Source organism: Stutzerimonas stutzeri (assembly GCF_013522825.1).
Lineage (GTDB): Bacteria > Pseudomonadota > Gammaproteobacteria > Pseudomonadales > Pseudomonadaceae > Stutzerimonas > Stutzerimonas stutzeri_AK.
The window spans coordinates 23,475-46,964 of sequence record NZ_JAAMQZ010000003.1 but is presented as its reverse complement, the minus strand read 5'-3'; the positions used below and the strand labels follow the sequence as shown (position 1 = coordinate 46,964).

At 66.0% G+C, this 23,490-nt stretch carries 16 protein-coding genes; 11 read left to right on the top strand and 5 right to left on the bottom strand.

Features of this window, described 5'->3' with window-relative positions; all coding sequences use genetic code 11:
- Nucleotides 1-47: 47 nt before the first annotated feature.
- The gene (locus tag G7020_RS03095) at nt 48-938 is read right to left on the bottom strand and encodes a cache domain-containing protein (RefSeq protein ID WP_181082478.1); all 891 of its coding nucleotides are present in this window, start codon (nt 936-938) and stop codon (nt 48-50) included.
- 225 nt (nt 939-1,163) lie between these two features.
- Here G7020_RS03095 and recC point away from each other — a divergent pair, with 225 nt between their 5' ends.
- The 6 genes from recC (at nt 1,164) to G7020_RS03070 (ending at nt 11,667) form a co-directional block, all read left to right on the top strand.
- Complete coding sequence (recC, locus tag G7020_RS03090; protein WP_181082477.1) at nt 1,164-4,448, top strand: exodeoxyribonuclease V subunit gamma; 3,285 nt, start codon at nt 1,164-1,166, stop codon at nt 4,446-4,448.
- On the top strand, nt 4,445-5,107 hold the full coding sequence (locus G7020_RS03085; RefSeq protein ID WP_181082476.1) for an ATP-binding protein: 663 nt from the start codon (nt 4,445-4,447) through the stop codon (nt 5,105-5,107). The genes recC and G7020_RS03085 overlap by 4 nt, the downstream gene beginning before the upstream one ends.
- A 46-nt stretch (nt 5,108-5,153) precedes the next feature.
- Complete coding sequence (locus tag G7020_RS23970) at nt 5,154-5,288, top strand: hypothetical protein (protein ID WP_258189233.1); 135 nt, start codon at nt 5,154-5,156, stop codon at nt 5,286-5,288.
- Nucleotides 5,278-8,829, top strand: a complete 3,552-nt coding sequence (gene recB, locus G7020_RS03080; protein ID WP_181082475.1) for an exodeoxyribonuclease V subunit beta — start codon at nt 5,278-5,280, stop codon at nt 8,827-8,829. Before G7020_RS23970 ends, recB begins: the two co-directional genes overlap by 11 nt.
- 100 nt (nt 8,830-8,929) lie before the next feature.
- The gene (gene recD, locus G7020_RS03075) at nt 8,930-10,765 is read left to right on the top strand and encodes an exodeoxyribonuclease V subunit alpha (protein ID WP_181082474.1); all 1,836 of its coding nucleotides are present in this window, start codon (nt 8,930-8,932) and stop codon (nt 10,763-10,765) included.
- 449 nt (nt 10,766-11,214) lie between these two features.
- Complete coding sequence (locus tag G7020_RS03070; RefSeq protein WP_181082473.1) at nt 11,215-11,667, top strand: hypothetical protein; 453 nt, start codon at nt 11,215-11,217, stop codon at nt 11,665-11,667.
- A 10-nt stretch (nt 11,668-11,677) separates the two neighbouring features.
- On the opposite strand, the gene G7020_RS03065 is transcribed toward G7020_RS03070, so the two are convergent.
- Nucleotides 11,678-12,586, bottom strand: coding sequence for an AEC family transporter (locus tag G7020_RS03065; RefSeq protein WP_336509696.1), 909 nt, complete (start codon nt 12,584-12,586; stop codon nt 11,678-11,680).
- A gap of 77 nt (nt 12,587-12,663) precedes the next feature.
- Nucleotides 12,664-13,065 (bottom strand): acyl-CoA thioesterase, encoded by a 402-nt coding sequence (locus G7020_RS03060; protein WP_125837469.1) that lies wholly within the window; start codon nt 13,063-13,065, stop codon nt 12,664-12,666.
- A 219-nt stretch (nt 13,066-13,284) separates the two neighbouring features.
- On the opposite strand from G7020_RS03060, the gene G7020_RS03055 reads away from it, so the two are divergent.
- The 5 genes from G7020_RS03055 (at nt 13,285) to phoU (ending at nt 20,405) form a co-directional block, all read left to right on the top strand.
- Nucleotides 13,285-14,250: a PstS family phosphate ABC transporter substrate-binding protein gene (locus G7020_RS03055; RefSeq protein ID WP_181082471.1), complete on the top strand. Its 966-nt coding sequence runs from the start codon at nt 13,285-13,287 to the stop codon at nt 14,248-14,250.
- A gap of 376 nt (nt 14,251-14,626) precedes the next feature.
- Nucleotides 14,627-16,903, top strand: a complete 2,277-nt coding sequence (locus tag G7020_RS03050) for an ABC transporter permease subunit (RefSeq protein WP_181082470.1) — start codon at nt 14,627-14,629, stop codon at nt 16,901-16,903.
- Between the two features lie 72 nt (nt 16,904-16,975).
- Nucleotides 16,976-18,646 (top strand): phosphate ABC transporter permease PstA, encoded by a 1,671-nt coding sequence (pstA, locus tag G7020_RS03045; RefSeq protein ID WP_336509695.1) that lies wholly within the window; start codon nt 16,976-16,978, stop codon nt 18,644-18,646.
- A 98-nt stretch (nt 18,647-18,744) separates the two neighbouring features.
- On the top strand, nt 18,745-19,575 hold the full coding sequence (gene pstB, locus G7020_RS03040) for a phosphate ABC transporter ATP-binding protein PstB (protein ID WP_065984558.1): 831 nt from the start codon (nt 18,745-18,747) through the stop codon (nt 19,573-19,575).
- A 107-nt stretch (nt 19,576-19,682) separates the two neighbouring features.
- Nucleotides 19,683-20,405, top strand: a complete 723-nt coding sequence (phoU, locus tag G7020_RS03035) for a phosphate signaling complex protein PhoU (protein WP_181082469.1) — start codon at nt 19,683-19,685, stop codon at nt 20,403-20,405.
- Between the two features lie 151 nt (nt 20,406-20,556).
- Here the strand turns inward: phoU and G7020_RS03030 are convergent, their stop codons facing one another.
- Both G7020_RS03030 and G7020_RS03025 read right to left on the bottom strand, forming a co-directional pair.
- The gene (locus G7020_RS03030) at nt 20,557-21,936 is read right to left on the bottom strand and encodes a GTPase/DUF3482 domain-containing protein (protein ID WP_181082468.1); all 1,380 of its coding nucleotides are present in this window, start codon (nt 21,934-21,936) and stop codon (nt 20,557-20,559) included.
- A 99-nt stretch (nt 21,937-22,035) separates the two neighbouring features.
- Nucleotides 22,036-23,418 carry a DUF2868 domain-containing protein gene (locus G7020_RS03025; RefSeq protein ID WP_181082467.1) on the bottom strand — a complete coding sequence of 461 codons (1,383 nt, stop codon included), beginning with the start codon at nt 23,416-23,418 and terminating at the stop codon, nt 22,036-22,038.
- Between the last annotated feature and the right edge of the window lie 72 nt (nt 23,419-23,490).

The following is a 23,490-nucleotide window of genomic DNA, read 5'->3' as shown; positions in this document are numbered from 1 at the left end:
CAAATGGATCGTCAACAGCCGGATAGCTGCAGGCGCGTTCAGGAGGATCAGTTGGCCGAGTAGTAGCCGACGCCGAGCAGCACGTCGTCGAACCGCTGGATCAGCGAATGCTTGCGTTCCACGGCATTGGTGGCCGGATTGCGCCAGACGTAATCGACGGTGCCGGTGCCCTTGTCCCTGGCCAGCGCGATCATCTGCTTGAACAGCGGTGTACCGGCGGCGTCATTGATTTCCCGCACGTCGACGCCGACCAGATTCGGCGAGGCGCCGCTGGCGCGGTATTTGCCATCCTCCAGGCCGATGACGAAGACATATTCATCATTGATGACGAAGCCGCCCTGGGGATCGTTGAAGGTCCTGAACGCGGCTTCTCTGCCCGACTGCTTCATCAGCGCAACAGCCTTGTCGAGCATCCTGCGCGCCTGTTCGGCCGAGGCGCGCGGGATGTAATAGCCGACGGCGAGAATATGCTCGCCGACCTTGCGGAACTGGCTCACCTTGTCTTCCACTCTGTTGTCGACCGGGTTGAGCCAGTGATAGGCCACCTTGCCGCTATCGGCTGTCCTGGCCTTGTCCAGGATTTCGCGCATGAAGGGCTTGCCGGCGGCATCCGTAAGATCCAGCACGTTCAGGCCCACCAGCGCGCGGGAGGCGCCGTTGCTGGAAAGCATGGTGCCGTCGAGGCCGAGGGTGAACAGGTAGTACTCGCCCTCGACGAAGCCGCCCTTGCGGTCATTGAAGGCCGCCAGTGACTGTTCGGGGCCATGGCTCTGCAAATGTGCGACGGCGCGGTCCAGCAGGGCGCCGGCCTGTCGTGCATGGCTGCGCTCGATGGAGCCCTTGGCCTGGGTGGTGTCGGCTGTGGCCTGGAGGAATGGCGTCGCGCCCAGCATTGCGCCAAGGGAGAGGACCAGCAGTTTCCTGTTATTCAATTTCATCGATTACTCCTGGCCATCAGGCCGGCGACAGCGTGCATAGGGATTGCCTTGAGCAAATATCCTATTGCTCTGCAGGGGAATTGGTATTGATCACAAGAACAGGAAAGGACGTGCGAAAGGAGTAGAACGCGCTGCCTGCGTAACGCATGTCGCGCTTATCGCCAAACCCGCTGGCACGCCGCTTCTTGCTACCCTTGCGCACTGATTTCAGCGAAGCCGCCGCCCATGCTCAGCCTCTATCACGCTCCCGATCTGGAAACCCTTGGCGAACTGGCCACCACGCTGCTGGCCAAGCCATTGGCCGATCCCTTCGCGCCGGCGCTGGTGGTGGTGCCGAGCCAGGGCATGGGGCGCTGGCTGACGCTGGAGCTGGCGCGCAAGCAGGGCATCGCCATGCAACTGGACACGCAGCTGCCGGCCCGTTTCGTCTGGGACCTGAGCCGAACGGTGCTTGGCCAGCTCCCCGAGCAGTCGGCCTTCGCTCCGCAAACCCTGACCTGGCGCCTTTACGACTGGCTGTGCGAGCCGGCCAACCTTGAGCTGACGCCGCGTCTGGCGCAGTACCTGGACGGCGGCGACGAGCGGCGGCGGCTGTCGCTGGCGGCGAAGATCGCCGATACCTTCGACCAGTACCTGCTCTATCGTGATGACTGGCTGGCCGCCTGGGAGCGCGGCGAAACCCTCGACCTTGGCCCCGATGAAGGCTGGCAGGCGCTGCTCTGGCATGAGCTGACCAAGGATGGCCACCCGCACCGCGCGCGCCTGCTGGGCGAACTGCTGCAGCGGCTGTACCGCGACGAGCCGCTGCCCGGCCTGCCCGAGCGCCTGCTGGTGTTCGGCATCAGCAGCCTGCCGCCGCATCACCTGCGTGTGCTCGACGGCCTGGCGCGGCATATCGACGTGGTGGTCTGCGCACTCAACCCGAGCCGCGAGGCCTGGGGCGATATCCGCGATATCCGTGAGCTGGCGCGGCAGTTACCCAATTCCGGGCGGTTGGGGAGCGCAGTAGCTCCCCAGCCGTCCGGCGCTGAGGACTGGTATCTCGACGTCGGCCATCCGCTGCTCGCAAGTCTTGGCAAGCAGGGCCGCGATTTCTTCGATGCGCTGTTCAGCCTCGACGGCCAGGAGTTCGGGCTGTATTCCGAGGACGAAGAGCTGCGCGATGACAGCCTGCTGCACGCCCTGCAGCACGACATCCTGCGCCTGCGCACGCGCCACCCGGATGAGCGCCTGTGCCTGGTCGACGATGACCGCTCGCTGGAAATGCATATCGCCCATTCGCCACTGCGCGAAGTGGAAATCCTTCATGACCAGTTGCTCGCGCGCTTTGCCGCCGACCCCACGTTGAGTCCCGACCAGGTGGTGGTGCTGACGCCGGACATCGAACGTTACGCACCCTTTATCGAAGCCGTCTTCGCCGCCCGCGAAGGCGTGCCGCGCATTCCCTACAGCCTGGCCGATCGCAGCCTGCGGGCCGAGGTGCCGCTGATCGAGGCCTTCCTCGAACTGCTGATGCTGGCGCAAAGCCGTTTCACCGCCGAGGAAATCCTCGCCTGGCTGGAGCAGCCGGCCATCGCCCGCCGCGCCGGCATCGAAAGCGAAGACCTGCCGCTGCTGCGCGACTGGCTGCGCGAGGCCGGCGTGCGCTGGGGCCGCGATGGCGGGCAGCGGGCACGCCTGGGCCTGCCGGACGAAGCGGCCTTCACCTGGCGCCAGGGCCTGGATCGCCTGCTGCTGGGCTTCGCCGCACCGCCGCAACTGGCCGGCGATGGCGCGCCGCTGCTGGGCGAGCACTGGCCGCTGGATGCCCTGGAAGGCGCGCGCGGGCAACTGCTGGGGCGGCTGGTGGCGTTCGTCGAGCGGCTCGGTCAGCTCGCCGACCAGCTGGCGCGGCCACGGCCTCTGGCCGAGTGGGCGGATGACCTGCAACGGCTGATCGACAGCCTGTTCGATGAACGCGAGGCCGGCGATACCCTGCTGGTACTGTCCCAGGCCTGCACCGCGCTGCGCGAACAGGCGCTCGCCGCCGAACTGACCCGGTCCATCGAGCTGGAACTGGTGCATCAGCAACTTAGTGCCGCGCTGCAACAGGGCGGCGGCGCCTCGGGCTTTCTCACCGGCGCGGTGACCTTCTGCACCATGGTGCCGATGCGCAGCCTGCCGTTCCGCCTGGTCTGCCTGCTGGGGCTGGACGATGGCGTCTTTCCACGGCGCACGCCGCCGTCGGGGTTCGACCTGATCGGTCGTCATCCGCGCCGTGGCGACCGCGCGCGGCGCCTGGATGATCGCTACCTGCTGCTGGAAACCCTGCTCTCGGCGCGCGATGCCCTGTACCTGTCCTATGTCGGGCGCGACCCGCGTGACAACGCTCAGTTGCCGCCCTCGGTGCTGCTCAGCGAAGTGCTGGAAGCCGTCGACCTGACCGCGATCCTGGCCGATGGCGGCAAGGCCAGTGCGCGCATCGGCATCGCCCATCCGCTGCAGCCTTTCGCACCGGGCAATTTCGCCAGCGGCGGTTTTTCGGGGGCCTGGTTCCGTGCCGCCCAGCGACTGGCCGAGCCGCCGCAGCTGCCGCCGCCATTCGCCAGCCGCCTGGCCGAGCCGGATGCAGCCTGGCTGACCATTGAACCCTCTCAGCTGCTGCAATGCTTCCGCCATCCGTCGCGCTTTCTGCTGGAGCAGCGTCTCGGTCTGCGTCTGGCCGATAGCCGTGAGGCGCTGGCCAGCGATGAGCCATTCGAGCTGGAAATGCCCGCCTGGAACGGCCTGCGACGCTTGTCGCTGCAAGCGCTGGAGTACGGCTGGAGCGATGACGAGGAGCGCCGCATGGCCTGCGCCGCCGGCTGGCTGCCGCCCGGTGAAGTCGGTCGGGCGCTGTGGGGCAAGCTGCGTGGCCCGGTGCGCGCCTTTGCGCCACGGCTGTTCGAGCTGCGCCCGAGCGAGGTGCCGCAGCCGCTGCCGGTAGATATCACATTGGCCGGCGTACGCATCCACGGCTGGCTCGATGGCGTCACGCCGGGTGGTTTGTTCGGCTGGAAACTCGGTCGCCTCGGTGAATGGGACCTGGCGCCGTTCTGGCTGCGTCATTTGCTGCTCAACCTTGCCGCCACGCCGGGCATCGAGCGCAACAGCCTGCTGCTGTCGCCATCAGGCGACTGGCAGCTGGGGCCGCTGGCGAACGCCGCCGAGCTATTGGAACCCTGGCTGATCGCCTATCGCGAGGCCATCTGCGAACCGCTGCCGCTGTTGCCGCGCAGTAGTCATGCCTTCGCCAAGGGCTGGCGCCATCCCAGTCGCGGCAGCGAACCGCTCGACACGGCGCGCAAGCGCGCCCGCGAAGCCTGGCTCGGCGCCGAGTTCAGCCCCATCGAAGGCGAGAGCCTGGACCCCTGGAATGCCCTGGCCTTCCGCGACCGTGAGCCACTGGATGAGCGCTTCGAGATGCTGGCCGAACAGCTGATCGGGCCGATTCTGGATGCGCTGGCACAATGCGGAGCCGATGAGGAATGATCCGCGCTTTCGTTGAACGTCCCGTTTTCCCGGTCGCGCTCGCCCTGCAGCCCGATCTGCGGCCAACTGCGCCTGCCCAGGACGATACGCCGCTGCATCAGGCGCTGCGCGAGGCACTGGTCAACACCCTGGTGCATGCCGACTACTCGGATCGCGCCTCGGTGCGCATCATCAAGCGCCCGTCCGGCTTCGAGTTTCGCAACCCCGGATTGTTGCGGGTGCCGGCCAAGGCGGCGCTGCAGGGGGGAGAGAGCGACTGCCGCAACCGCACGCTGCAGCAGATGTTTCTGATGATCAATCTGGGTGAGCGCGCCGGCTCCGGTTTGCCGAAAATCCGTGAGGCCTGGCAGGCCGCAGGTGGCCAGCTGGAGCTGAACGACAGTTTCGAGCCCTATGACCAGACGTCGCTGCGGATGGAATGGCAAGACACTGCGGAGCCGGAAATACCGGAGAAAACTTCGGAGAAAACGACCGAAGACACGGCGGCTCGCATCCTTGCTCTGCTACGTGGCGAACCTACTCTGAGTGCGCGCAAACTCGCGCAGCAGCTGCAGTTGAGTGCGCGGGCTGTTGAATTGCAATTGGCCAAGCTCAAGTCCAGCGGCAAACTGCACCGCATCGGCCCGGCGAAGGGCGGGCACTGGCAGGTGATCGAATGAGCTGTGGACTGACAAGCGGCTGTGTGCATGGATCAAGGATCGAGCAATGACCGAAGACCCGCTTGAAAAAGAAGCACTGCAATGGTTCGGCGCGCTGGGCTATAGCAAGAAACGGCGCGACGGGTGCTGGAGCAGGCTGCCAAACGTTGTGAAACCTGGTTGTGACGCCCATGCATCTTGAACTCGATCTGCTCGATTCGCCCTTCGACGGTCGCCGGCTGATCGAAGCCAGCGCCGGCACCGGCAAGACCTGGACGCTCACCGCGCTCTACGCCCGGCTGTTGCTGGAACGGCAGCTGTCGGTGGGGCAGATTCTGGTCGTCACCTACACCACCGCCGCCACCGCCGAGTTGCGCGAGCGCATCCGTGCGCGGCTGGCCGAACTGCTGGCGGTCTACGAGGGCACGCCAAGCGAGGACGCCTTTCTCAACCGCCTGCATGCCCGCCATCCCGACGAGGCTTCGCGGCGGCGCTTGCTGCTGGCGGTGCATGGCTTCGACGAGGCGGCAATCTTCACCATCCACGGTTTCTGTCAGCGCGCCCTGCAGGACGCCGCCTTCGAGGCCGGTGGTGATTTCGACAGCGAGCTGACCGCCGATGACCGCGAGATCATCGATGCACTGCTGGCCGATGCCTGGCGCAGCGAGCTGGCAGAGGCCGATCCGGCCTGGGCACGCTTTCTGGTCAAGCAGAAGATCACTCCGGCATGGTTGCGCCAGCGCCTGCGCAGCCACCTGGGCAAACCCTATCTGCGGGTCGAGCCGCATGAGCCGCCGGTGCTGGCTGACCTGTCCGCCATCGAGCCGGCCTGGCAGCGCGCCGCCGCGCTCTGGCAGGCGACGGGCAGGGCCTGGATCGACGAGCTGCACGCCCACGGTGGTCTCAGCCAGAGCACACACAAGAGCATCAAATTCGAACCCTGGGCGAGTGAACTGGATGCCTGGTTCGCCGACCCGGCGGCGATCTACGATGCCCCGGACGGCCTGCTCAAGTTCGGTGCCCGTGCCTTGGGCAAGGCCTGCAAGAAGGGCCACGCAGCGCCGCTGTGCGAGCTGGCCGAAGCGCTGGATACGCTGAGCGACGCGCTGGCCGAAGCGCTGCCGGCTGGCCGGCAACGGCTGATCGCGTTGCAGGTGGCGTTGCTCGAACGGCTCAATCGCGAGCTGCCCGAGCGCAAGGCGGCGCAGCGTCTGCTGGCCTTCGACGACCTGCTCAACCGTCTCGATCAGGCGCTGCAGGGGCCGGTGGGCGATGATCTGGCGGTCTCCTTGCGCAGCACCTATCCGCTGGCGCTGATCGATGAGTTCCAGGACACCGACCCGATCCAGTACGCCATCTTCGACCGCATCTACGCCAGGGGCAGTGAAGCCTCGCTGTGCTTCGTCGGCGATCCCAAACAGGCCATTTATGCCTTTCGCGGCGCCGATCTGGCGACCTATATCCAGGCCCGCGAACAGGCCGCAGCACCCTACAACCTGCCGACCAATTACCGTTCGACGCCGCAACTGATCGATGCACTGAATCTGCTGTTCGATCATCCACAGCCCTTTGCCCAGGCGGATCTGCAATACCCGCCGGTGGGCGCTGCCGACAAACCGCGCGCGACCCTGCGCCTGGATGAGGAGGAGACAGCGGCGCCGCTGTCGCTGATCTGGCTCGATGACGATGCCCTCAACAAGGCCGAGGCCGCCGAGCGGGCGGCCAGCGATTGCGCGCGGCGTATCGCCCTGCAACTGGCGGCTGCCGCCGAGGGCCGTGCCGGTTTCGACAGGGATGGCCAGTTCACTCCGCTCAAGGGCGGTGATATCGCCGTACTGGTGGCCAATCATCGCCAGGCCGGGATGATCGCCGATGAGCTGGCCGCGCGTGGCGTGCCCAGCGTGCGCCGTGGGCGCGACAGCGTCTGGGGCAGCGAGGAAGCTGGCGAGCTGGCTGCCGTGCTGGCCGCCTATGCCGAGCCGGGTCGCGAAGGCCTGCTGCGCTACGCTCTGGCCACGCGGTTGCTGGGCCGCAGCGCCGCCGATCTCGCCCGCTGCCAGGACGATCAGCAACAGTGGGATGCCGAGCGCGAAGCCGCCGAGCGCTATCACCAGCTCTGGCAGCAGCAGGGCTTTATGCGCGTGTTCCGTGCCTGGCTGGACGAACAGGCCGTGGCCGAACGCCTGCTGGCGCGGGTCGATGGCGAACGGCGGCTGACCAACCTGCTGCATCTCGGCGAACTGCTGCAGGCCGAAAGCCTGCTGCGCCCCGGCCTCGAACCCCTGCTGAGCTGGTTCAACGCCCAGCGCGGCAGCGAAGGGGGGGGCGAGGATGCCCTGCTGCGCCTGGAAAGCGATGCCGAACGGGTGCAGATCGTCACCATCCACACCAGCAAGGGGCTGGAGTACCCGCTGGTGTTCTGTCCCTTCCTCTGGGACGGCAGGCTGCTGGGCAAGCACCGCGACAGCGCCCGTTGTCATGACGAGCAGGGCCAGCCGCTGCTGGATCTGGGCAGCGATGAACTGGAGGAAAACCTGCAGCGTGCGCGTCGGGAAATCTTCGCCGAACAGTTGCGCCTGGCCTACGTCGCGCTGACCCGCGCGCGTGATCGGCTCTGGCTGCACTGGGGGCCGGTGGCGCTGCCGAAGGAAAAGAAGGACGGCAGCCTGCCGGAAGAGGGGCTGCACAGCAGCGCCCTGGCCTGGCTGCTGCACGGTCGCGGCTTGCCCGGCGAGCAGCCGCTGCACGAGCTGGGCAAGCACCTGGCCGATCTGAACGGCGCCAGCCTGCGCACCGCCATCGAGCGTCTGGTGGATGAAAGCGAAGGCACGCTGGCCTGTCTGCCGCTGGAAACCCGTGAAAGCAGCGCCCAGGGGCCGGGCCGTGCGCTAGCGCCCCAGCAGCTGTCGCAACTGAACCGCAGCCTCTACAGTGCCTGGCGCATCGGCAGCTTCTCCGGCCTGGCTGCCGGCATGCACATGGAAGCGCCGGATCGCGATGCCTTGGCCATGCCCGATGCTGCCGAGCCGGGCAGCGGCTTTTTCGCCTTTCCCCGTGGCGCCCGTGCCGGCACCTGCCTGCATGCGATCCTTGAAGACTGGGTGCGTGGCAAGGGCCAACTGGCCGGGCTGGTCGAAGCCGGTCTGCAGGCCTATGGGCTGTCAGCCGACTGGAGCGAGGTCGCCTGCCGGCAGTTGCAACAGGTGCTGGATACCGACCTCGATGGCGCAGGACTGACCCTGGCCGGCCTGCAGCCGACGCGAAGATTGCCGGAACTGAGCTTCACCTTCCCGGTGCGTCAGCTCGATGTCACGCGGCTGCGCGCGCTGCTGAGCGATCCGGCCAGCGGTCTGCCCCGGCCCCTGCGCGAGGCGGCGTCACGGTTGGAGTTCGATACCCTGCGCGGCTTTCTCAAGGGATTTATCGACCTGACCTTCGAGCACGACGGGCGCTGGTACATCGCCGATTACAAGTCCAACTGGCTCGGCCCGGACGCCAGCTACTACGGCGGCGAGCGATTGCTGCAGGCGCTGGCGGGCGAACATTACTACCTGCAATACCTGATCTATCTGGTCGCTCTGCGTCGCTTCCTGCGCCAGCGCTTGGCCGACTTCCGCGACGAGCAGCTGGGCGGCGCTTTCTACCTGTTCCTGCGCGGCATGCCCGAGGCCGGTGTCTACTTCGCCCGTCCCGATGACTCGCTGCTCGATGCACTGGACCGGCTGTTCGAGGAAGGCAAATGATGCGCACTGCCCCTGTAGGAGCCAGCTTGCTGGCGATGCCTTTCATCACAGAACCACGGATCGCCAGCAAGCTGGCTCCTACGGTCGCGGAGGTTGCGCCATGAGCCTGGCCGAACTGCCCCTCGGCGCGCTGGAACGTGCCTTCGTTGCCAGCCTGCAACGCCTCGATCCCGAAGCACCCGAAGCGGTATTGATTGCCGCCGCGCTGTGCTGCGAGGCGCTGGGCCGGGGCGATGTCTGCGTACCGCTGGCGCGTTTCGCCGGCAGACGGCCCTGGCCGGACAGCGAGTCGAGCCTGCCGCCGCTGGATATCTGGCGCAAACAACTGCAAGGCTCGCCACTGGTCGGTGGACCGGGCGACTATGCGCCGCTGATTCTCGACGCCGAGCGCCTGTATCTGGCCCGCTACCAGGCCTACGAACAACAGCTTGCCGAACAGCTGCTGGCGCGTGCCGCCGATAAGCCGGAGGTGGATGAAACGCAACTGGGCGACAGCCTGGCGCGGCTGTTCGCTTTCAACCAGCAAAGTCCCGACTGGCAGCGGCTGGCGGCGGCGCAGGCGGTGCGCCGCCGGCTGGCGGTGATTTCCGGCGGTCCCGGCACCGGCAAGACCACCACCGTGGTGCGCCTGCTGGCGGCGTTGCTGGAACAACCGGGCAGCGAGCGCCTGGCCATCGGTCTGGCGGCGCCCACCGGCAAGGCCGCGGCGCGCATGGCCGAGGCGATCCGCAGTGCCAAGGCCGGCCTGCCGGTCAGCGATGCGATCAAGGCGGTGCTGCCCGACGAGGCGCGCACCCTGCACCGGCTGCTCGGCAGTCGCGGCGACAGTCCCAGGGTGCGTCATGACGCGGCGAATCCGCTGCCGCTGGACGTACTGGTGGTGGACGAAGCCTCGATGGTCGATCTGGCGCTGATGGCCAAGCTGGTCGCCGCCCTGCCGCCGAAGGCGCGGCTGATCCTGCTCGGCGACAAGGACCAACTGGCGGCGGTGGAGGCCGGCGCGGTGTTCGCCGAACTCTGCGAAGGGCGCGGCTTCGATGCCCAGGCCGCCCTCGATCTGCAACGCATCACCGGACAGTCCGTGCCGCTGGAGGCGCCACGTTCACGGCTGGGCGATGCCGTGGTGCTGCTGACTCACAGCCACCGCTTCGCCGGCGACAGCGGTATCGGCGAGCTGGCGCGGCGAATCAATGACGGCGATGCCAAGGGCACCGTCAAGTTGCTGCAGGAAAATCGCCCGGACCTGGCCTGGAATCCGGCGCCCAACGCCACGGTCCTCGTCGAGCGTCTCGAACAGGGCTATGCACCTTATCTACAAGCCGCACGGCAGGCCTATCCGGCGTCGGCCTTCGCCGCATTCAACGGTTTTCGCGCCCTTACCGCCCAGCGCGAAGGCGCTTTCGGCGTCACCGGCCTCAACGAAGCACTGGAAACACGGCTCAAGCGCCGCCTCGGCGTGGCGCCCCGCGAACGCTGGTATCCGGGGCGCGCGGTGATGGTGCGACAGAACGACTACGCCCTTGGCCTGTTCAATGGCGATATCGGTCTGTGCCTGATGAGCGCGCAGGGCCTGCGCGTCTATTTCGAGGGCGACGAAGGCTATCGCGGCTTCGCTCCGGCCCGCCTGCCCAGTCACGACAGCGCCTTCGCCATGACCGTCCACAAGAGCCAGGGCTCGGAATTCGATGAAGTGCTGCTGGCCCTGCCGGAACAGCCCGGTCCGCTGCTGACCCGCTCGCTGTTCTACACCGGCATTACCCGCGCCAGAGACAAGGTTGAAATCTGGGCCTTGCCTGCACGCATTGCTGAAGCCGTCACCACCCGTGCCGAACGCGCCGCCGGGCTGGCGCAGAGGTTGGCGCTGAATGAGCCGCAAGCGCAGGAGTACGAGGTGAAGAAGAGTGCCGAGCAGGGGCAGCAGTTGGGTTTGTTTTAGGCTGTGTCCCCGTTACGTGTTGGTGGAGCAATCCTCTTTCGTGGGAGCGGATTTATCCGCGAATATCCAAGGTGCAGGCTGTTGTAGGTCGAATTAGCCGAAGGCGTAATCCGACGATCCGACGGTGTAATGCGACCATCCATGTTTGACCGCTCGGCATTTAATGCGCCTGGCCGCTCGCTTGTCGGGTCGGTGAAGCGTGACCCGACCTACAACAGCGCAGAGCCCGCCTTTGTAGGTCGTGTTAGCCGAAGGCGTAACCCGACGATCAGCAGGCGTAATCCGACGAGCAAAGCGCCGGTTCTCACCGTATCTAGCCTGCTCCATATCCTTTAACTTGGCGCGCCCATCGAGCGAAGAAGCACGGATTCGTGAAGCGGTTGAAGGTATCGCCCGGCTGATTCTGTTCCGATGCGCCTTTGCCGTGAATCGACGGTCTGGGGCAGGGAATGAAAACCTTCTTTTTTGTGGTCTGGGCGCTGCTCAGTCTGTTGGTGGTTGGGCTTGCGCTCGTTGTGGCGTGGGCGAGGCCGGGGCTGGTCAGCGGGTTTCAGGTGTTGCTGGCCAGCTATTACGCGCTCTGTTTCTTCCAGTTGATCCGTGCCTGCTACCAGCCGTGGGGGCTGTTGGGGCCGCGTCGGCGCGGCGGCTACTGGCTCTGCCTGATCCTCCTGCCATTGTCATTGCTGCCATTGCAGGCCGCGTATGAGATTTGGGAGCAGGGCGCCTATGTGGTTGCGGATGACGGGCGTGTGCGCTTCAGCATCACATTGGTGCGCCAAGGCCTGATCGGGTTGCAGGAGCTGGTCGGTCATGCGGGGCCGATGCTGGTCATGCTGGCCTTCGGTGTGGCGATGATGGTGGGGCTGGTGCGGTTGCTCAAGAGCCAGGTGGTGCGCTGAGCGCGCGGGATCAGCCGCCCAGCAGTAACAGCACCAGCGGCAGGCTTGCCGCCGCCAGCAGGGTTTGCAGGGTGATGATGCCGGCCATCAGATGGCTGTCGCCACCCAGTTGGCGGGTCAGGACGTAGGCGGTAGGGGCGGTGGGCAGGGCGAAGAACAGTACCAGGATGGTCGTTTCCATCGACGGCAATCCGAGCGCCAGCGCTACGCCATAAGCCAGCAGCGGTACGGCCAGCAGGCGCAGGGCGCTGTTCCAGCCCAGCACGGGTACTTCACCGCCGAGTTCCTGCGGTTTCAGCGCGGCGCCGACGCAGAGCAGGCCCAGAGGCAGGCTGGCGGCGGCCAGCAGGCCGAGCAGGCGGTCGGTGCCGCCCGGCAGGCCGAGACCGGAAAGGTTGACCAGCGCGCCAGCCAGGCAGGCGAGAATCAGCGGGTTCCTGATGATCGGCAGCAGCAGCGAACGGACGCTGACGCCGCGTTCGGCGGTCAGCGCCCAGACCGACATGACGTTCACCGTCGGCACCATCAGCGCCAGCATCAGCGCGGCCAGTGCCAGGCCCTCGCTGCCGAACAGGCTGCCGACCGCGGCCAGCCCCAGATAGGTATTGAAGCGCAGGGTGCCCTGGGCGATGGCACCGAAGCGCGCCGCCGGCCAACCGCGCAGGCGGCGGGTGACCAGCAGGGCGATCCAGGCCAGACCCAGGGCGAGCAGCACGGCCGCCGCCAGGCGTGGCAAGGCCGGATTGCCCAGCGGTGCGCTGGCCAGGCTGCTGAACAGCAGGGCGGGGAACAGGATGAAGTAGTTGATCCGTTCGGCGCCGGGCCAGAAGTCATCGTTGGGAAAACCGTGCCGGCGCATGAAGTAGCCGGCGACGATCAGGGCGAACAGGGGCCAGAGAGCGAGCAGGAGCGGGGTCACGGATACATCCATCAATGCAGGTTGCCGAATCCTGGCGGCTCGGCAGGCGACACGCAAGTGTTCTGCGCCGCTGATGCTCAGCGGCGCGGCGTTACCGAGCGGGTGCGACCGGTGCTGTCGATGGCGACGAAGACGAATACCGCTTCGGTGACCTTGCGCCATTCGCTGGAAACCGGATCATCGCTCCAGACTTCCACCAGCATGCGGATCGAGCTGCGGCCCACATCCAGGGTCTGCGTATAGAAGGACAGCTGCGCGCCCACCGCCACCGGCACCATGAAGGCCATGCGGTCGATGGAAACGGTCGCCACCCGGCCCGAGGCCACGCGGCTGGCCATGGCGGTTCCGGCCAGGTCCATCTGCGATACCAGCCAGCCACCATAGATGTCGCCAAAACCATTGGTTTCACGCGGCAGGGCCGTCAGTTGCAGGGCCAGGTCGCCCTGGGGAATTGGATCTTCCTGTTCGTATTCTTTCATCGGATAAGCTCGCGGCGCGCTTGTCGTTCTGGCGCGAAAAGGCCCGCGATAGCGCGGGCGGGGCCGAGTATAGCGGCTGTATATGACGGCAGCGACCGATATGGATCAAGGGTTGAGCGTCACCAGATTGTCATATTCGATTCATAGAGTGGTCACAAGGCCTGCAGACAATGGCCTCCGTTCCAACACACTCGAACACAACCCTGCTAGGAGCATGGAATGAAACTGAATCGTTTGATGGCGGCCCTGACCTTTGTAGCCGCTGGTGTAGGCGCAGCCAGCGCGGTTGCGGCTGTTGACCCGGCCCTGCCGAGCTACGAGAAGACTTCCGGCGTCTCCGGCAACCTCTCCAGTGTCGGTTCCGATTCGCTGGCCAACCTGATGACCCTGTGGGCTGAAGAGTTCAAGCGCAGCTACCCGAACGTGAACATTCAAATCCAGGCTGCCGGTTCTTCCACCGCACCGCCAGCGTTGACCGAGGGCACCGCCAACATGGGCCCGATGAGCCGTCCCATGAAGGACAACGAAATCCAGGCCTTCGAAGAGAAGTACGGCTACAAGCCGACCGCCGTACCGGTCGCCATCGACGCCCTGGCCGTTTTCGTGCACAAGGACAACCCGATCAAGAGCCTGGACATCGAGCAGATCGACGGCATCTTCTCCAGCACCCGCCTGTGCGGTGGCGCGCAGGACATCAAGACCTGGGGTGACCTGGGCCTGACCGGTGAGTGGGCGAGCAAGCCGATCCAGCTGTTCGGTCGCAACTCGGTATCCGGCACCTATGGCTACTTCAAGGAAGAGGCCCTCTGTAAAGGCGACTTCAAGGCGAACGTCAACGAGCAGCCGGGTTCGGCTTCGGTTGTGCAGTCGATCTCCAGCACCCTGAACGCCATTGGCTACTCCGGTATCGGCTACAAGACCTCCAGCGTTCGCGCCGTACCGCTGTCCAAGGGTGGCGAAGCCTTCGAGGCCAACGAGGAAAACGCTCTGGCTGGCAAGTTCCCGCTGGCACGCTTCTTCTACGTCTACGTCAACAAGGCGCCGAACAAGCCGCTGAGCCCGCTGGATGCAGAGTTCATCAAGCTGGTGATGTCCAAGGAAGGCCAGGATGTCGTGGTCAAGGATGGCTACATCCCGCTGCCGAAGAACGTGGCTGACAAGGCTCTGAAGGAACTGGGCCTGTAACACGCCGCCGACCTGACGGCGTGTGCCGTCAGGCCTGTGCCACGAAGCCCGTCACGCCCCAAGCGCTGGCGGGCTTCGTTGTGTTCAGGGGCTGTAATTTTTCTGTCACATGACTTGATTAGATTAGGCGCCTCCACAGGCTGTTGGAAAACGTAGCCGAGGCAGGCAAGACGAGGCGCAACGACCAACGGGAGTAACAGCCGAAGGCTGGCCCGAAGGGCGAGTGCAGCGAGTCAAGACAGGCGAGGAACGGACCGGGCTCGCGTACGAGTTTAGTCGTCTAAATGAGCAGTTCGAGCCTGTTTTTAACGAAGTATTGCCAACGCAGGTAGTTTTCAACGGCCTGTCAGAGCCTGGCGGCTCAGGAACCCTCTTGATGAACGATATAGAGCCCATGACTGCGAACACCGATGCGCAACGGCTGGACTTCAATACACCGGCGTTGCAGCGCAAGCGGCGCATTCGCGCGCTCAAGGACCATCTGGCGCGCTGGTATGTTTCCATCGGCGGTCTGGCGGTGCTTGGCGCCATCTGCCTGATCTTTTTCTACCTCGCCCAGGTCGTGCTGCCGATGTTTCAGGGCGCCGAGGTCAAGCCCAGGGATGCGCAGCAGCCGACCTGGCTGGCCGAGGCCGGTGAACCGCTGCTGCTGGCCGTCGAGGAGCAGAACGAAGTGGCGATGCGCCTGGGCGCCGATGGCCTGGTGCGCTTCTTCTCCCTCAAGGATGGCGCCGCGCTGTCCAGCGTCAGCCTGCCGCTGCCGAGCGAGGCGCGCATCACCGCCATCGGTCAGGACACGCCCGGTAGCCGGCTGCTGGTGCTGGGGCTGGACAATGGCCAGGCGCTGGTGCTGGAGCACAACTACAAGGTCAGCTACCCGAATAACCAGAGGACCATCTCTCCGCAGATCGACTACCCCTTCGGCGAAACGCCGCTGGAGCTCGATACTCAGGGCGGCGCCATCGATCATGTCGCCATCAGCCGCAACGGCAGGACCCTGCTGGTCGCCGCCGCCACCGATAGCGCGCTGCATGCGCTGCGTATCGCCACCACGGAAAACCTGCTGACGGGTGAAACCAGCATCGAGCAGGAGCGCCTCAATCTTCCGCAGGTGAACGAGCCGATCCGCAAGCTGCTGCTCGATCCGCGCCAGCAGTGGCTCTATGCCTTCAGTGGCAAGGCCAACGCGGATGTCTTCGACCTGCGCCGCAAGCAGCTCAATGGCCGCTACAAACTGCTGAACGGCACGGGCGAGGTCACCAACGTCACGACTCTGCTGGGCGGCATTTCGCTGCTGGTGGGCGACTCCAACGGCGGTATCGGCCAGTGGTTCATGGTGCGCGGCGCCGATGGCCAGGCCGAGCTGAAGAACGTGCGCAATTTCCAGCTGGGCGACAGCCCCATCACGCAGATCCTGCCGGAAGAGCGGCGCAAGGGCTTCCTGGCTCTGGATGACAGCGGCAACCTGGGTGTGTTCCACAGCACCGCGCACCGCACCCTGCTCAAGCAGCCGGTAGCCGAAGGCGCGGCCATCGCCACCCTGTCGCCACGCGCCACGCGTCTGCTGGTCGAGTCCGGTGGCCAACTGCAGCGCTTCGTGATCGACAACCCGCACCCGGAAATTTCCTGGAGCGCGCTGTGGAGCAAGGTCTGGTACGAAAGCTATCCCGAGCCCGACCATGTCTGGCAGTCGACTTCGGCCAACACCGACTTCGAGCCCAAGCTGAGCCTGTCCCCGCTGGCCTTCGGTACGCTCAAGGCCGCGTTCTACGCGATGCTGCTGGCGGCGCCGCTGGCCATCTGCGCCGCCTTCTACACCGCCTACTTCATGGCCCCGGCGCTGCGGCGCAAGGTCAAGCCGGTGATCGAGCTGATGGAGGCGCTGCCAACGGTAATCCTCGGCTTCTTTGCCGGCCTGTTCCTGGCGCCCTATCTGGAAAACCACCTGCCAGGCATTTTCGCCCTGCTGTTGCTGATGCCGTTCGGCATCCTGCTGGCGGCCTACCTCTGGAGCCGCCTGCCGGAGTCCATCCGCCTGCGCGTGCCTGAAGGCTGGGAGGCGCTGCTGCTGATCCCGGTGATCCTGCTGGTGGGCTTCGGCTCGCTGGAAGTCAGCGGGCACATGGAAAACTGGTGGTTCGGCGGCGACATGCGCCTGTGGCTGACCAACGAGATGGGCATTCCCTTCGACCAGCGCAACGCCCTGGTGATCGGCCTGGCCATGGGCTTCGCGGTGATCCCGACGATCTATTCGATTGCCGAAGATGCGGTGTTCAGCGTGCCCAAGAGCCTCACCCTGGGTTCCCTGGCGCTTGGTGCCACGCCCTGGCAGACGCTGATCCGCGTGGTGCTGCTGACCGCCAGCCCCGGCATTTTCTCGGCGCTGATGATCGGCATGGGCCGCGCGGTGGGTGAAACCATGATCGTGCTGATGGCCACCGGCAACACGCCGATCATGGAGGCCAACATCTTCGAAGGCATGCGCACCCTGGCGGCCAACGTCGCGGTGGAAATGCCCGAGTCGGAAGTGGGCAGTACCCACTACCGCGTGCTGTTCCTCGCCGCGATGGTGCTGCTGATCTTCACCTTCGTGATGAACACCCTGGCCGAGCTGATTCGCCAGCGTCTGCGCCGCAAGTACGCCAGCCTGTAACAGGCCGGGCCTGCTGGTATGGCAAGAATGCAGCCGTTGGCTGCGAGAAGATTTCGTTAAAGGTATCGGTCCGTGAAAAAGGATTCCCTGACAAACTGGATCAAGAGCGGCACCCCTTGGATCTGGATGAACGCCGGTGCGGTGTCCATCGCGGTGATCATGACCCTGGGCCTGCTGTCGGTGATCGCGGTTCGCGGCATGGCGCACTTCTGGCCGGCGGATGTCATCGTCGCCGATTATCAGGTGCCCGGTGGCGAGCCCCGTGTGCTGGCCGGCGAGCGTGTGCAGGCCGAGGAAGTGCCGCGCGCACGCCTGGCCGCCAGTGGCTTGCCGGTGGCGGCTGAGGGCGGCGAGTTCATGACCCGCGAGCTGCTCAAGGTGGGCAACCGTGAAGTCTACGGCGCGGATTTCACCTGGGTCGTGGGCGAGTGGCTGAGCAACGAGCGCACCCCCAGGGACCTGGTCGTGCTGGAGCGCCGCGAGTGGGGCAACTTCTATGGCGCGCTGCTCAGCGTCAAGGAAAACGGCAACCTGGTCGCCGAAGGCGAGGCCGCCTGGGGCGAGCTGCAGCGCCGCATCCAGCGTATCGACCAGCTGCACGGGCAGATCAGCCAGCTGGAAAAGGTCGATATCGGGCGGATCAACCATGGTCTGGAGCGGCTGCGCCTGAAGACCCGCAAGCTGGAGCTGGACGACAAGCTGAATGCCGCCGCCCAGGCCGAGCTGGACGCCGAGCGTGACGGCTGGAACGCCGAATACAGGGTGCTGGAAGGCCGCTTGATGGCCCTCCACCAGGATTTCAACCGCGACAGCATCAGCGTGCGCACCCTGGATGGGCGCGAGCTGGAGATCAGCCTGGGCAAGGTGGTGCGCGCCTACCAGCCGAACGCCATGTCGGTGCCGCAGAAGCTCGGCTTCTATGGCGCCAAGATCTGGGAGTTCGTCAGCGACGAGCCGCGTGAGGCCAACACCGAGGGCGGCATCTTCCCGGCCATCTTCGGCACCGTGCTGATGACCATCATCATGGCGGTGATCGTCACCCCGTTCGGTGTGATCGCGGCGGTCTACCTGCGCGAATACGCCAAGCAGGGCGTGCTGACCCGCATCATCCGCATCGCGGTGAACAACCTCGCCGGCGTGCCGTCGATCGTCTACGGCGTGTTCGGCCTGGGCTTCTTCGTCTATGTCCTGGGCGGCTCGCTGGACCGGATCTTCTACCCCGAAGCCGCGCCGGCGCCGGTATTCGGCACGCCAGGGCTGATGTGGGCGTCGCTGACGCTGGCGATCCTGACCCTGCCGGTGGTGATCGTCGCCACTGAGGAAGGCCTGGCGCGTATCCCGCGAATGATTCGCGAAGGCTCGCTGGCGCTCGGTGCGACCAAGTCGGAAACGCTGTGGAAGGTGGTGCTGCCGATGGCCAGCCCGGCGATGATGACCGGCCTGATCCTCGCCGTGGCCCGCGCCGCGGGCGAAGTGGCGCCGCTGATGCTGGTGGGTGTGGTCAAGCTGGCCCCGAGCCTGCCGCTCAACGGCAACTATCCTTACCTGCACCTGGACCAGAAGATCATGCACCTGGGCTTCCACATCTACGACGTCGGCTTCCAGAGCCCCAACGTCGAGGCCGCGCGGCCACTGGTCTACGCCACGGCGCTGCTGCTGGTGCTGGTGATCGCGACGCTCAACCTCAGTGCGGTCGTCATCCGCAACCACCTGCGCGAGAAATACAAGGCGCTTGACCACTAACAGCCGATAAAAGCGCTGGAGGCCCGAGGCTGGACGAACGAGCGGCACCGACCGCGTCCAGCCTCGGCCTCTGGCCTCCAGCGATCACGGAGACATTCATGTCAGCGACGCAAACCCATTCCATCGACATTTCCGCCCTTGGCCGCGACAAGCGCAGCCTCAACCTGGCCGACGAGCCGGTGGCCATCGAGGTGCCGGACCTGAGCCTTTATTACGGTCAGAAGCAGGCGCTGTACAACGTCAGCATGAACATCCCCAGGCAGCGCGTGACCGCCTTCATCGGCCCGTCCGGCTGCGGCAAGTCGACCTTGCTGCGCTGCTTCAACCGCATGAACGACCTGGTCGACGGCTGCCGCATCGAGGGTGCGATCAACCTCGACGGCACCAACATCTACCGCAAGGGCGAGGACGTGGCCGACCTGCGCCGCCGCGTCGGCATGGTGTTCCAGAAGCCCAACCCGTTCCCCAAGAGCATCTACGAGAACGTGGTCTACGGCCTGCGCATCCAGGGCATCAAGCAGAAGCGCGTGCTCGACGAAACCGTCGAATGGGCGCTCAAGGGCGCGGCCCTGTGGGAAGAAGTGAAGGACCGCCTGCACGAGTCGGCCCTCGGCCTTTCCGGCGGCCAGCAGCAGCGTCTGGTGATCGCCCGGACCATCGCCGTGCAGCCCGAAGTGCTGCTGCTCGACGAACCGAGCTCGGCGCTCGACCCGATCTCATCGCTGAAGGTCGAGGAGCTGATCTACGAGCTCAAGGCCAAGTACACCATCGTCATCGTCACCCACAACATGCAGCAGGCGGCGCGCGTCTCCGACTACACCGCCTTCATGTACATGGGCAAGCTGATCGAATACGGCGACACGGATACGCTGTTCACCAACCCGGCCAAGAAGCAGACCGAGGATTACATTACGGGGCGTTACGGCTAACGGCGAACAGACGACAACAGCGCTTAAGGCTGGAGGCTGGACGAACAAGCGGCTCCGTCTCGTCCAGCCTTCAGCGTCCAGCCTCCAGCGGCTTTTCAGGAGCCTTTATGAAAGACAACCACACTCAACACATCTCCCAGCAGTTCAACACCGAGCTGGAGGAGATTCGCAGTCACCTGCTGGCCATGGGCGGGCTGGTGGAGAAGCAGGTCAACGACGCGGTCACCGCGCTGATCGAGGCCGATTCGGGCCTGGCGCAGCAGGTGCGCGAGGTCGATGAACAGATCAACCAGATGGAGCGCAACATCGACGAGGAGTGCGTGCGCATCCTCGCCCGTCGCCAGCCGGCGGCCTCCGACCTGCGGCTGATCATCAGCATCTCCAAGTCGGTGATCGACCTCGAACGCATCGGCGACGAAGCGACCAAGATCGCCCGTCGCGCCATCCAGTTGTGCGAGGAAGGCGAATCGCCGCGCGGCTACGTCGAGGTACGGCATATCGGCGATCAGGTGCGCAAGATGGTGCGCGAGGCGCTGGACGCCTTCGCCCGCTTCGACGCCGACCTGGCGCTGTCGGTGGCCCAGTACGACAAGACCGTCGACCGCGAATACAAGACCGCCCTGCGCGAACTGGTCACGTTCATGATGGAAGACCCGCGCTCGATCTCCCGCGTGCTCAGCGTGATCTGGGCGCTGCGCTCGCTGGAGCGCATCGGCGACCACGCGCGCAACATCGCCGAGCTGGTGATCTATCTGGTGCGCGGCACCGACGTGCGCCACATCGGCCTCAAGCGCATGGCCGAAGAGGTGGAGAGCGGCAGGGAGCGTTGAGGACGAGTCGTCGGGTTAAGCCTTCAAACCGTCGGATTACGCCTCGGATTGTCGGATTACGCCTTCGGCTAATTCGACCTACAAAACGTGACGCTGCGCTGTGTGGGTAGGGTCACGCTCCATCGACCCGACATGCGGACGTTCAGACGAATCAATGCCCTGGCTGCTGCAGCGTTGCCAGCAACTCGCCGATCAGCTCCTGACGCTCGCGCTGCTCCAGCCGCGCTCCCTCATTGAGTGACGACCATTCGGGATGGGCGCGGGCGCGTTGCAGGGCTTCGGGCAGCGTGCCGTCGCGCCAGCCCTGGGCCTGTGGCGTTTCCAGTGCGATGGCCTGTTGCGCGGCGTGGCCGCGGGCGGCGAGGGTCGTCAGCAGTTGCCGCTGGCGCAGGGCGAGCAGGCGCAGCACGGCATCATCGACGGTCAGCTCGCGCTGGCCCTTGAGCTTGCCCAGCAGGCGATTGCCGTAATGCCGCGCCGTCTGCGCGCCACCGCCGGCAAGGGCGCCGAGCAGCGCCGCGGCGCCCAGGGTGATGCCGCCCACCATCAGGTCGACCCCGGCCCCGGCGGCTGCACCTGCGGCCATGCCACCGCCGACTTTCACGCCCAGCTGCTTGAGCGTTTCCGGGTTGAACAGGTCATCGCCCCAGCGGCCGTCGAGCAGCGGTAGGTCGGCGGCTGCGGCGTCTCCCTTGCGAAAGGCATACAGGCGCAGCAGGGCTTCGACGCAGGCCTGTTCGCGGACACGCACGGCATCGTGCAGTTCACGTATCGCGCCGCGTTCCAGTTCCGCTTGCGCCGCGACGCTGCGGCGGCAGGCGGCCACGTCCAGCAGCAGTTCGGCGATCAGCCGGTTGCCTGCGGCCAGGCGCGCGGCGGCCTGGGCTTCGTGATCCTCGATCAGTCGCTGCAATTGCGGCCTTGACGACTCCAGCAGCAGCGCCAGGCTTTCGTACAGCCGCCGCTCGCCATCGACCGGTGGCGCCACGCTGTCGAAACGTACCAGCGCATGCAGGCCGAGCCGGGCCAGGGCCTCGCGCCATTCGCTTTCGCGATGGCCGGGCCGGGCGACGAAGTTGAGTACCGGCAGCAGCGGCTTGCCGCAGCCGGCGAGCACCGCCAGTTCGTCCTTGTACTTGGCCAGCACCGGCTCGCGGGCGTCGATCACGTAGAGCCCGGCATCGCTGGCCAGCAACTGGCGCAGTACCTTGGCTTCCTGCTCGAAACGCTGGCGCGCCTCGGCGCCGTCGAGAAAACGTGCCGTGCGCGCCGGGCCGTCCAGACGCTCGTCGGGGCGCTCGATTCGCTCCAGATGGTCGAGCAGGGCGATGGCGTCTTCCAGGCCGGGCGTGTCGTAGAGTTCCAGCAATGGCTCGCCGTCCACCGACAACCGTGCGCCTTCGACATGGCGGGTGGTGCTGGGCCGGTGCGATACCTCGCCAAAGCCGATGTCGCGGGTTAGGGTGCGCAGCAGCGAGGTCTTGCCGACGTTGGTGTGACCGACCAGGGCGAGTTTCAGGGGTGCGCTCATCGGGCAGACCTCGAGTTCTGTAGGGTGGATGACGCTTCACCCATCCACCACTGCCAACGGTGGATGTAAAAAGCGACATCCACCCTACGTTGAACACGTTCAATCATGGCCCGCCTCCAGCCAGGTCAGCGGCGCGCTGCTGGAATGAGTCAGGCCAAGGCTATCCAGCGCCTGCTGCCAGTCCTGCAGGCGGTCGTCGTTCAGTGCCTCGCCCGCTGGTGCCGGCAGCAGCCAGACCCGAGTTTCGCCGGCGCAGCGGGACAGCTCGCCGATCAGCGCCAGGGTGCCGCGATCCGGCGAACGGCGTGGGTCGCAGGCGATCAGCAGGCGTCTGGCCGGGCCATGGGTGAGCTGTTCCAGCAGGCGCTTGCGCTGCTCGCGGTCGTCCAGCACGCCGGCATTGGCGATGCCAGCGGGCAGCGGCGGCGGCCAGTTGCGGTCCGGCTCCAGTTCGATGGCGACCAGCACCGCGCCTTCGCCACCCTCCAGCTGAATACCGTTGCCGGGATTGTGCAGATGCGCAGGTGCCGCATCCTGAATGCCGAGGCGTTCGCTGGCCGGTTGCAGGCGTTCGCGCAGCAGGCGGTAGGCGGGCAGTTGCAGATCCAGACACAGCGCCGCGCGCCCGCTGCGCCAGCGCCACAGACAGAACAGCGTCAGCAGCAGGCGCGGCAGCAGCCCGTAGATCAGCACCACGCCCACCAGCCAGCCGGCCCAGCTCTGGCGGGCGCTGTCGAAGTCGTGAGTGAGGGTTCCGCTGGCGCGAATCTGTTCGATGTCCGGCATGCTGAAGCCGAGCCAGGTGGGCAGCGCGCCGAGGGCCTGGGTCAGTCCGATAAAGGCGCCTTCGCCGAGAATGGTGGTTTCCCAGACGAAGCCGTAGCGTCGGGTGGCCAGCAAGGCCAGCAGCGTCAGCAGGGCGCTGAGCATTGCCAGCGACCACAGGCCGTGCACGCCCAGCCCGAGCAGCCAGCGACCGAGCCGGCGCTGCTGCAGCACCGCCAGCAGCGCCGGCGCCAGTTGCACGGCGCGCGCATCGCGGGCGAGCTTTTCGCTGAGCCACAGCCAGAGCCGCCCCAGCGCGCCGCCGCTGTCGCCGGCGAAGAAAAAGCCCAGCAGCATCAGCAGGTTCAGCCCGAGCAGGCTGCCCAGCGCCCAGAACACATTCACCGGGCGCACACCGTCGCCCAGCGCCGCCCAAGCCAGCCCTGCGCCGCTGAACAGGGCCAACAGCAGCAGCGCCAGCGCCGCCAGCCGCGCGCCCTGACGCCAGTGTTGCAGCGCTTCGATCAAGCCATCGCGGCGCGCGAGCCAGAGTGCGCGGCGTTCGATCAGCTGGTGCAGCTCGCCGCTCTCGGCGCGCGCCCGGCGATTGGCCTCGTCGTCGTCCAGCGGTCCGGCATGCTCTTCGCGCAGGCGCACGGCTTCGGTCAGCCAGAGGCGGTCGAGGGAGGTAAGCGTTGCTGAGGATTGGGCGGTCACACGTTATCCCGGTGGTGAAAGCAGTGCTGAGAATACCTGCTGCCGCGCCAATGCGGAAAAGACGCCGCTGAC

What these genes read in the sequence shown, in the direction of transcription:
- G7020_RS03095 (WP_181082478.1), bottom strand. Translation starts at nt 938, where the DNA reads ATGAAATTGAATAACAGGAAACTGCTGGTCCTCTCCCTTGGCGCAATG.
- recC (WP_181082477.1), top strand. Translation starts at nt 1,164, where the DNA reads ATGCTCAGCCTCTATCACGCTCCCGATCTGGAAACCCTTGGCGAACTG.
- G7020_RS03085 (WP_181082476.1), top strand. Translation starts at nt 4,445, where the DNA reads ATGATCCGCGCTTTCGTTGAACGTCCCGTTTTCCCGGTCGCGCTCGCC.
- G7020_RS23970 (WP_258189233.1), top strand. Translation starts at nt 5,154, where the DNA reads ATGACCGAAGACCCGCTTGAAAAAGAAGCACTGCAATGGTTCGGCGCG.
- recB (WP_181082475.1), top strand. Translation starts at nt 5,278, where the DNA reads ATGCATCTTGAACTCGATCTGCTCGATTCGCCCTTCGACGGTCGCCGG.
- recD (WP_181082474.1), top strand. Translation starts at nt 8,930, where the DNA reads ATGAGCCTGGCCGAACTGCCCCTCGGCGCGCTGGAACGTGCCTTCGTT.
- G7020_RS03070 (WP_181082473.1), top strand. Translation starts at nt 11,215, where the DNA reads ATGAAAACCTTCTTTTTTGTGGTCTGGGCGCTGCTCAGTCTGTTGGTG.
- G7020_RS03060 (WP_125837469.1), bottom strand. Translation starts at nt 13,065, where the DNA reads ATGAAAGAATACGAACAGGAAGATCCAATTCCCCAGGGCGACCTGGCC.
- G7020_RS03055 (WP_181082471.1), top strand. Translation starts at nt 13,285, where the DNA reads ATGAAACTGAATCGTTTGATGGCGGCCCTGACCTTTGTAGCCGCTGGT.
- G7020_RS03050 (WP_181082470.1), top strand. Translation starts at nt 14,627, where the DNA reads ATGAACGATATAGAGCCCATGACTGCGAACACCGATGCGCAACGGCTG.
- pstB (WP_065984558.1), top strand. Translation starts at nt 18,745, where the DNA reads ATGTCAGCGACGCAAACCCATTCCATCGACATTTCCGCCCTTGGCCGC.
- phoU (WP_181082469.1), top strand. Translation starts at nt 19,683, where the DNA reads ATGAAAGACAACCACACTCAACACATCTCCCAGCAGTTCAACACCGAG.
- G7020_RS03030 (WP_181082468.1), bottom strand. Translation starts at nt 21,936, where the DNA reads ATGAGCGCACCCCTGAAACTCGCCCTGGTCGGTCACACCAACGTCGGC.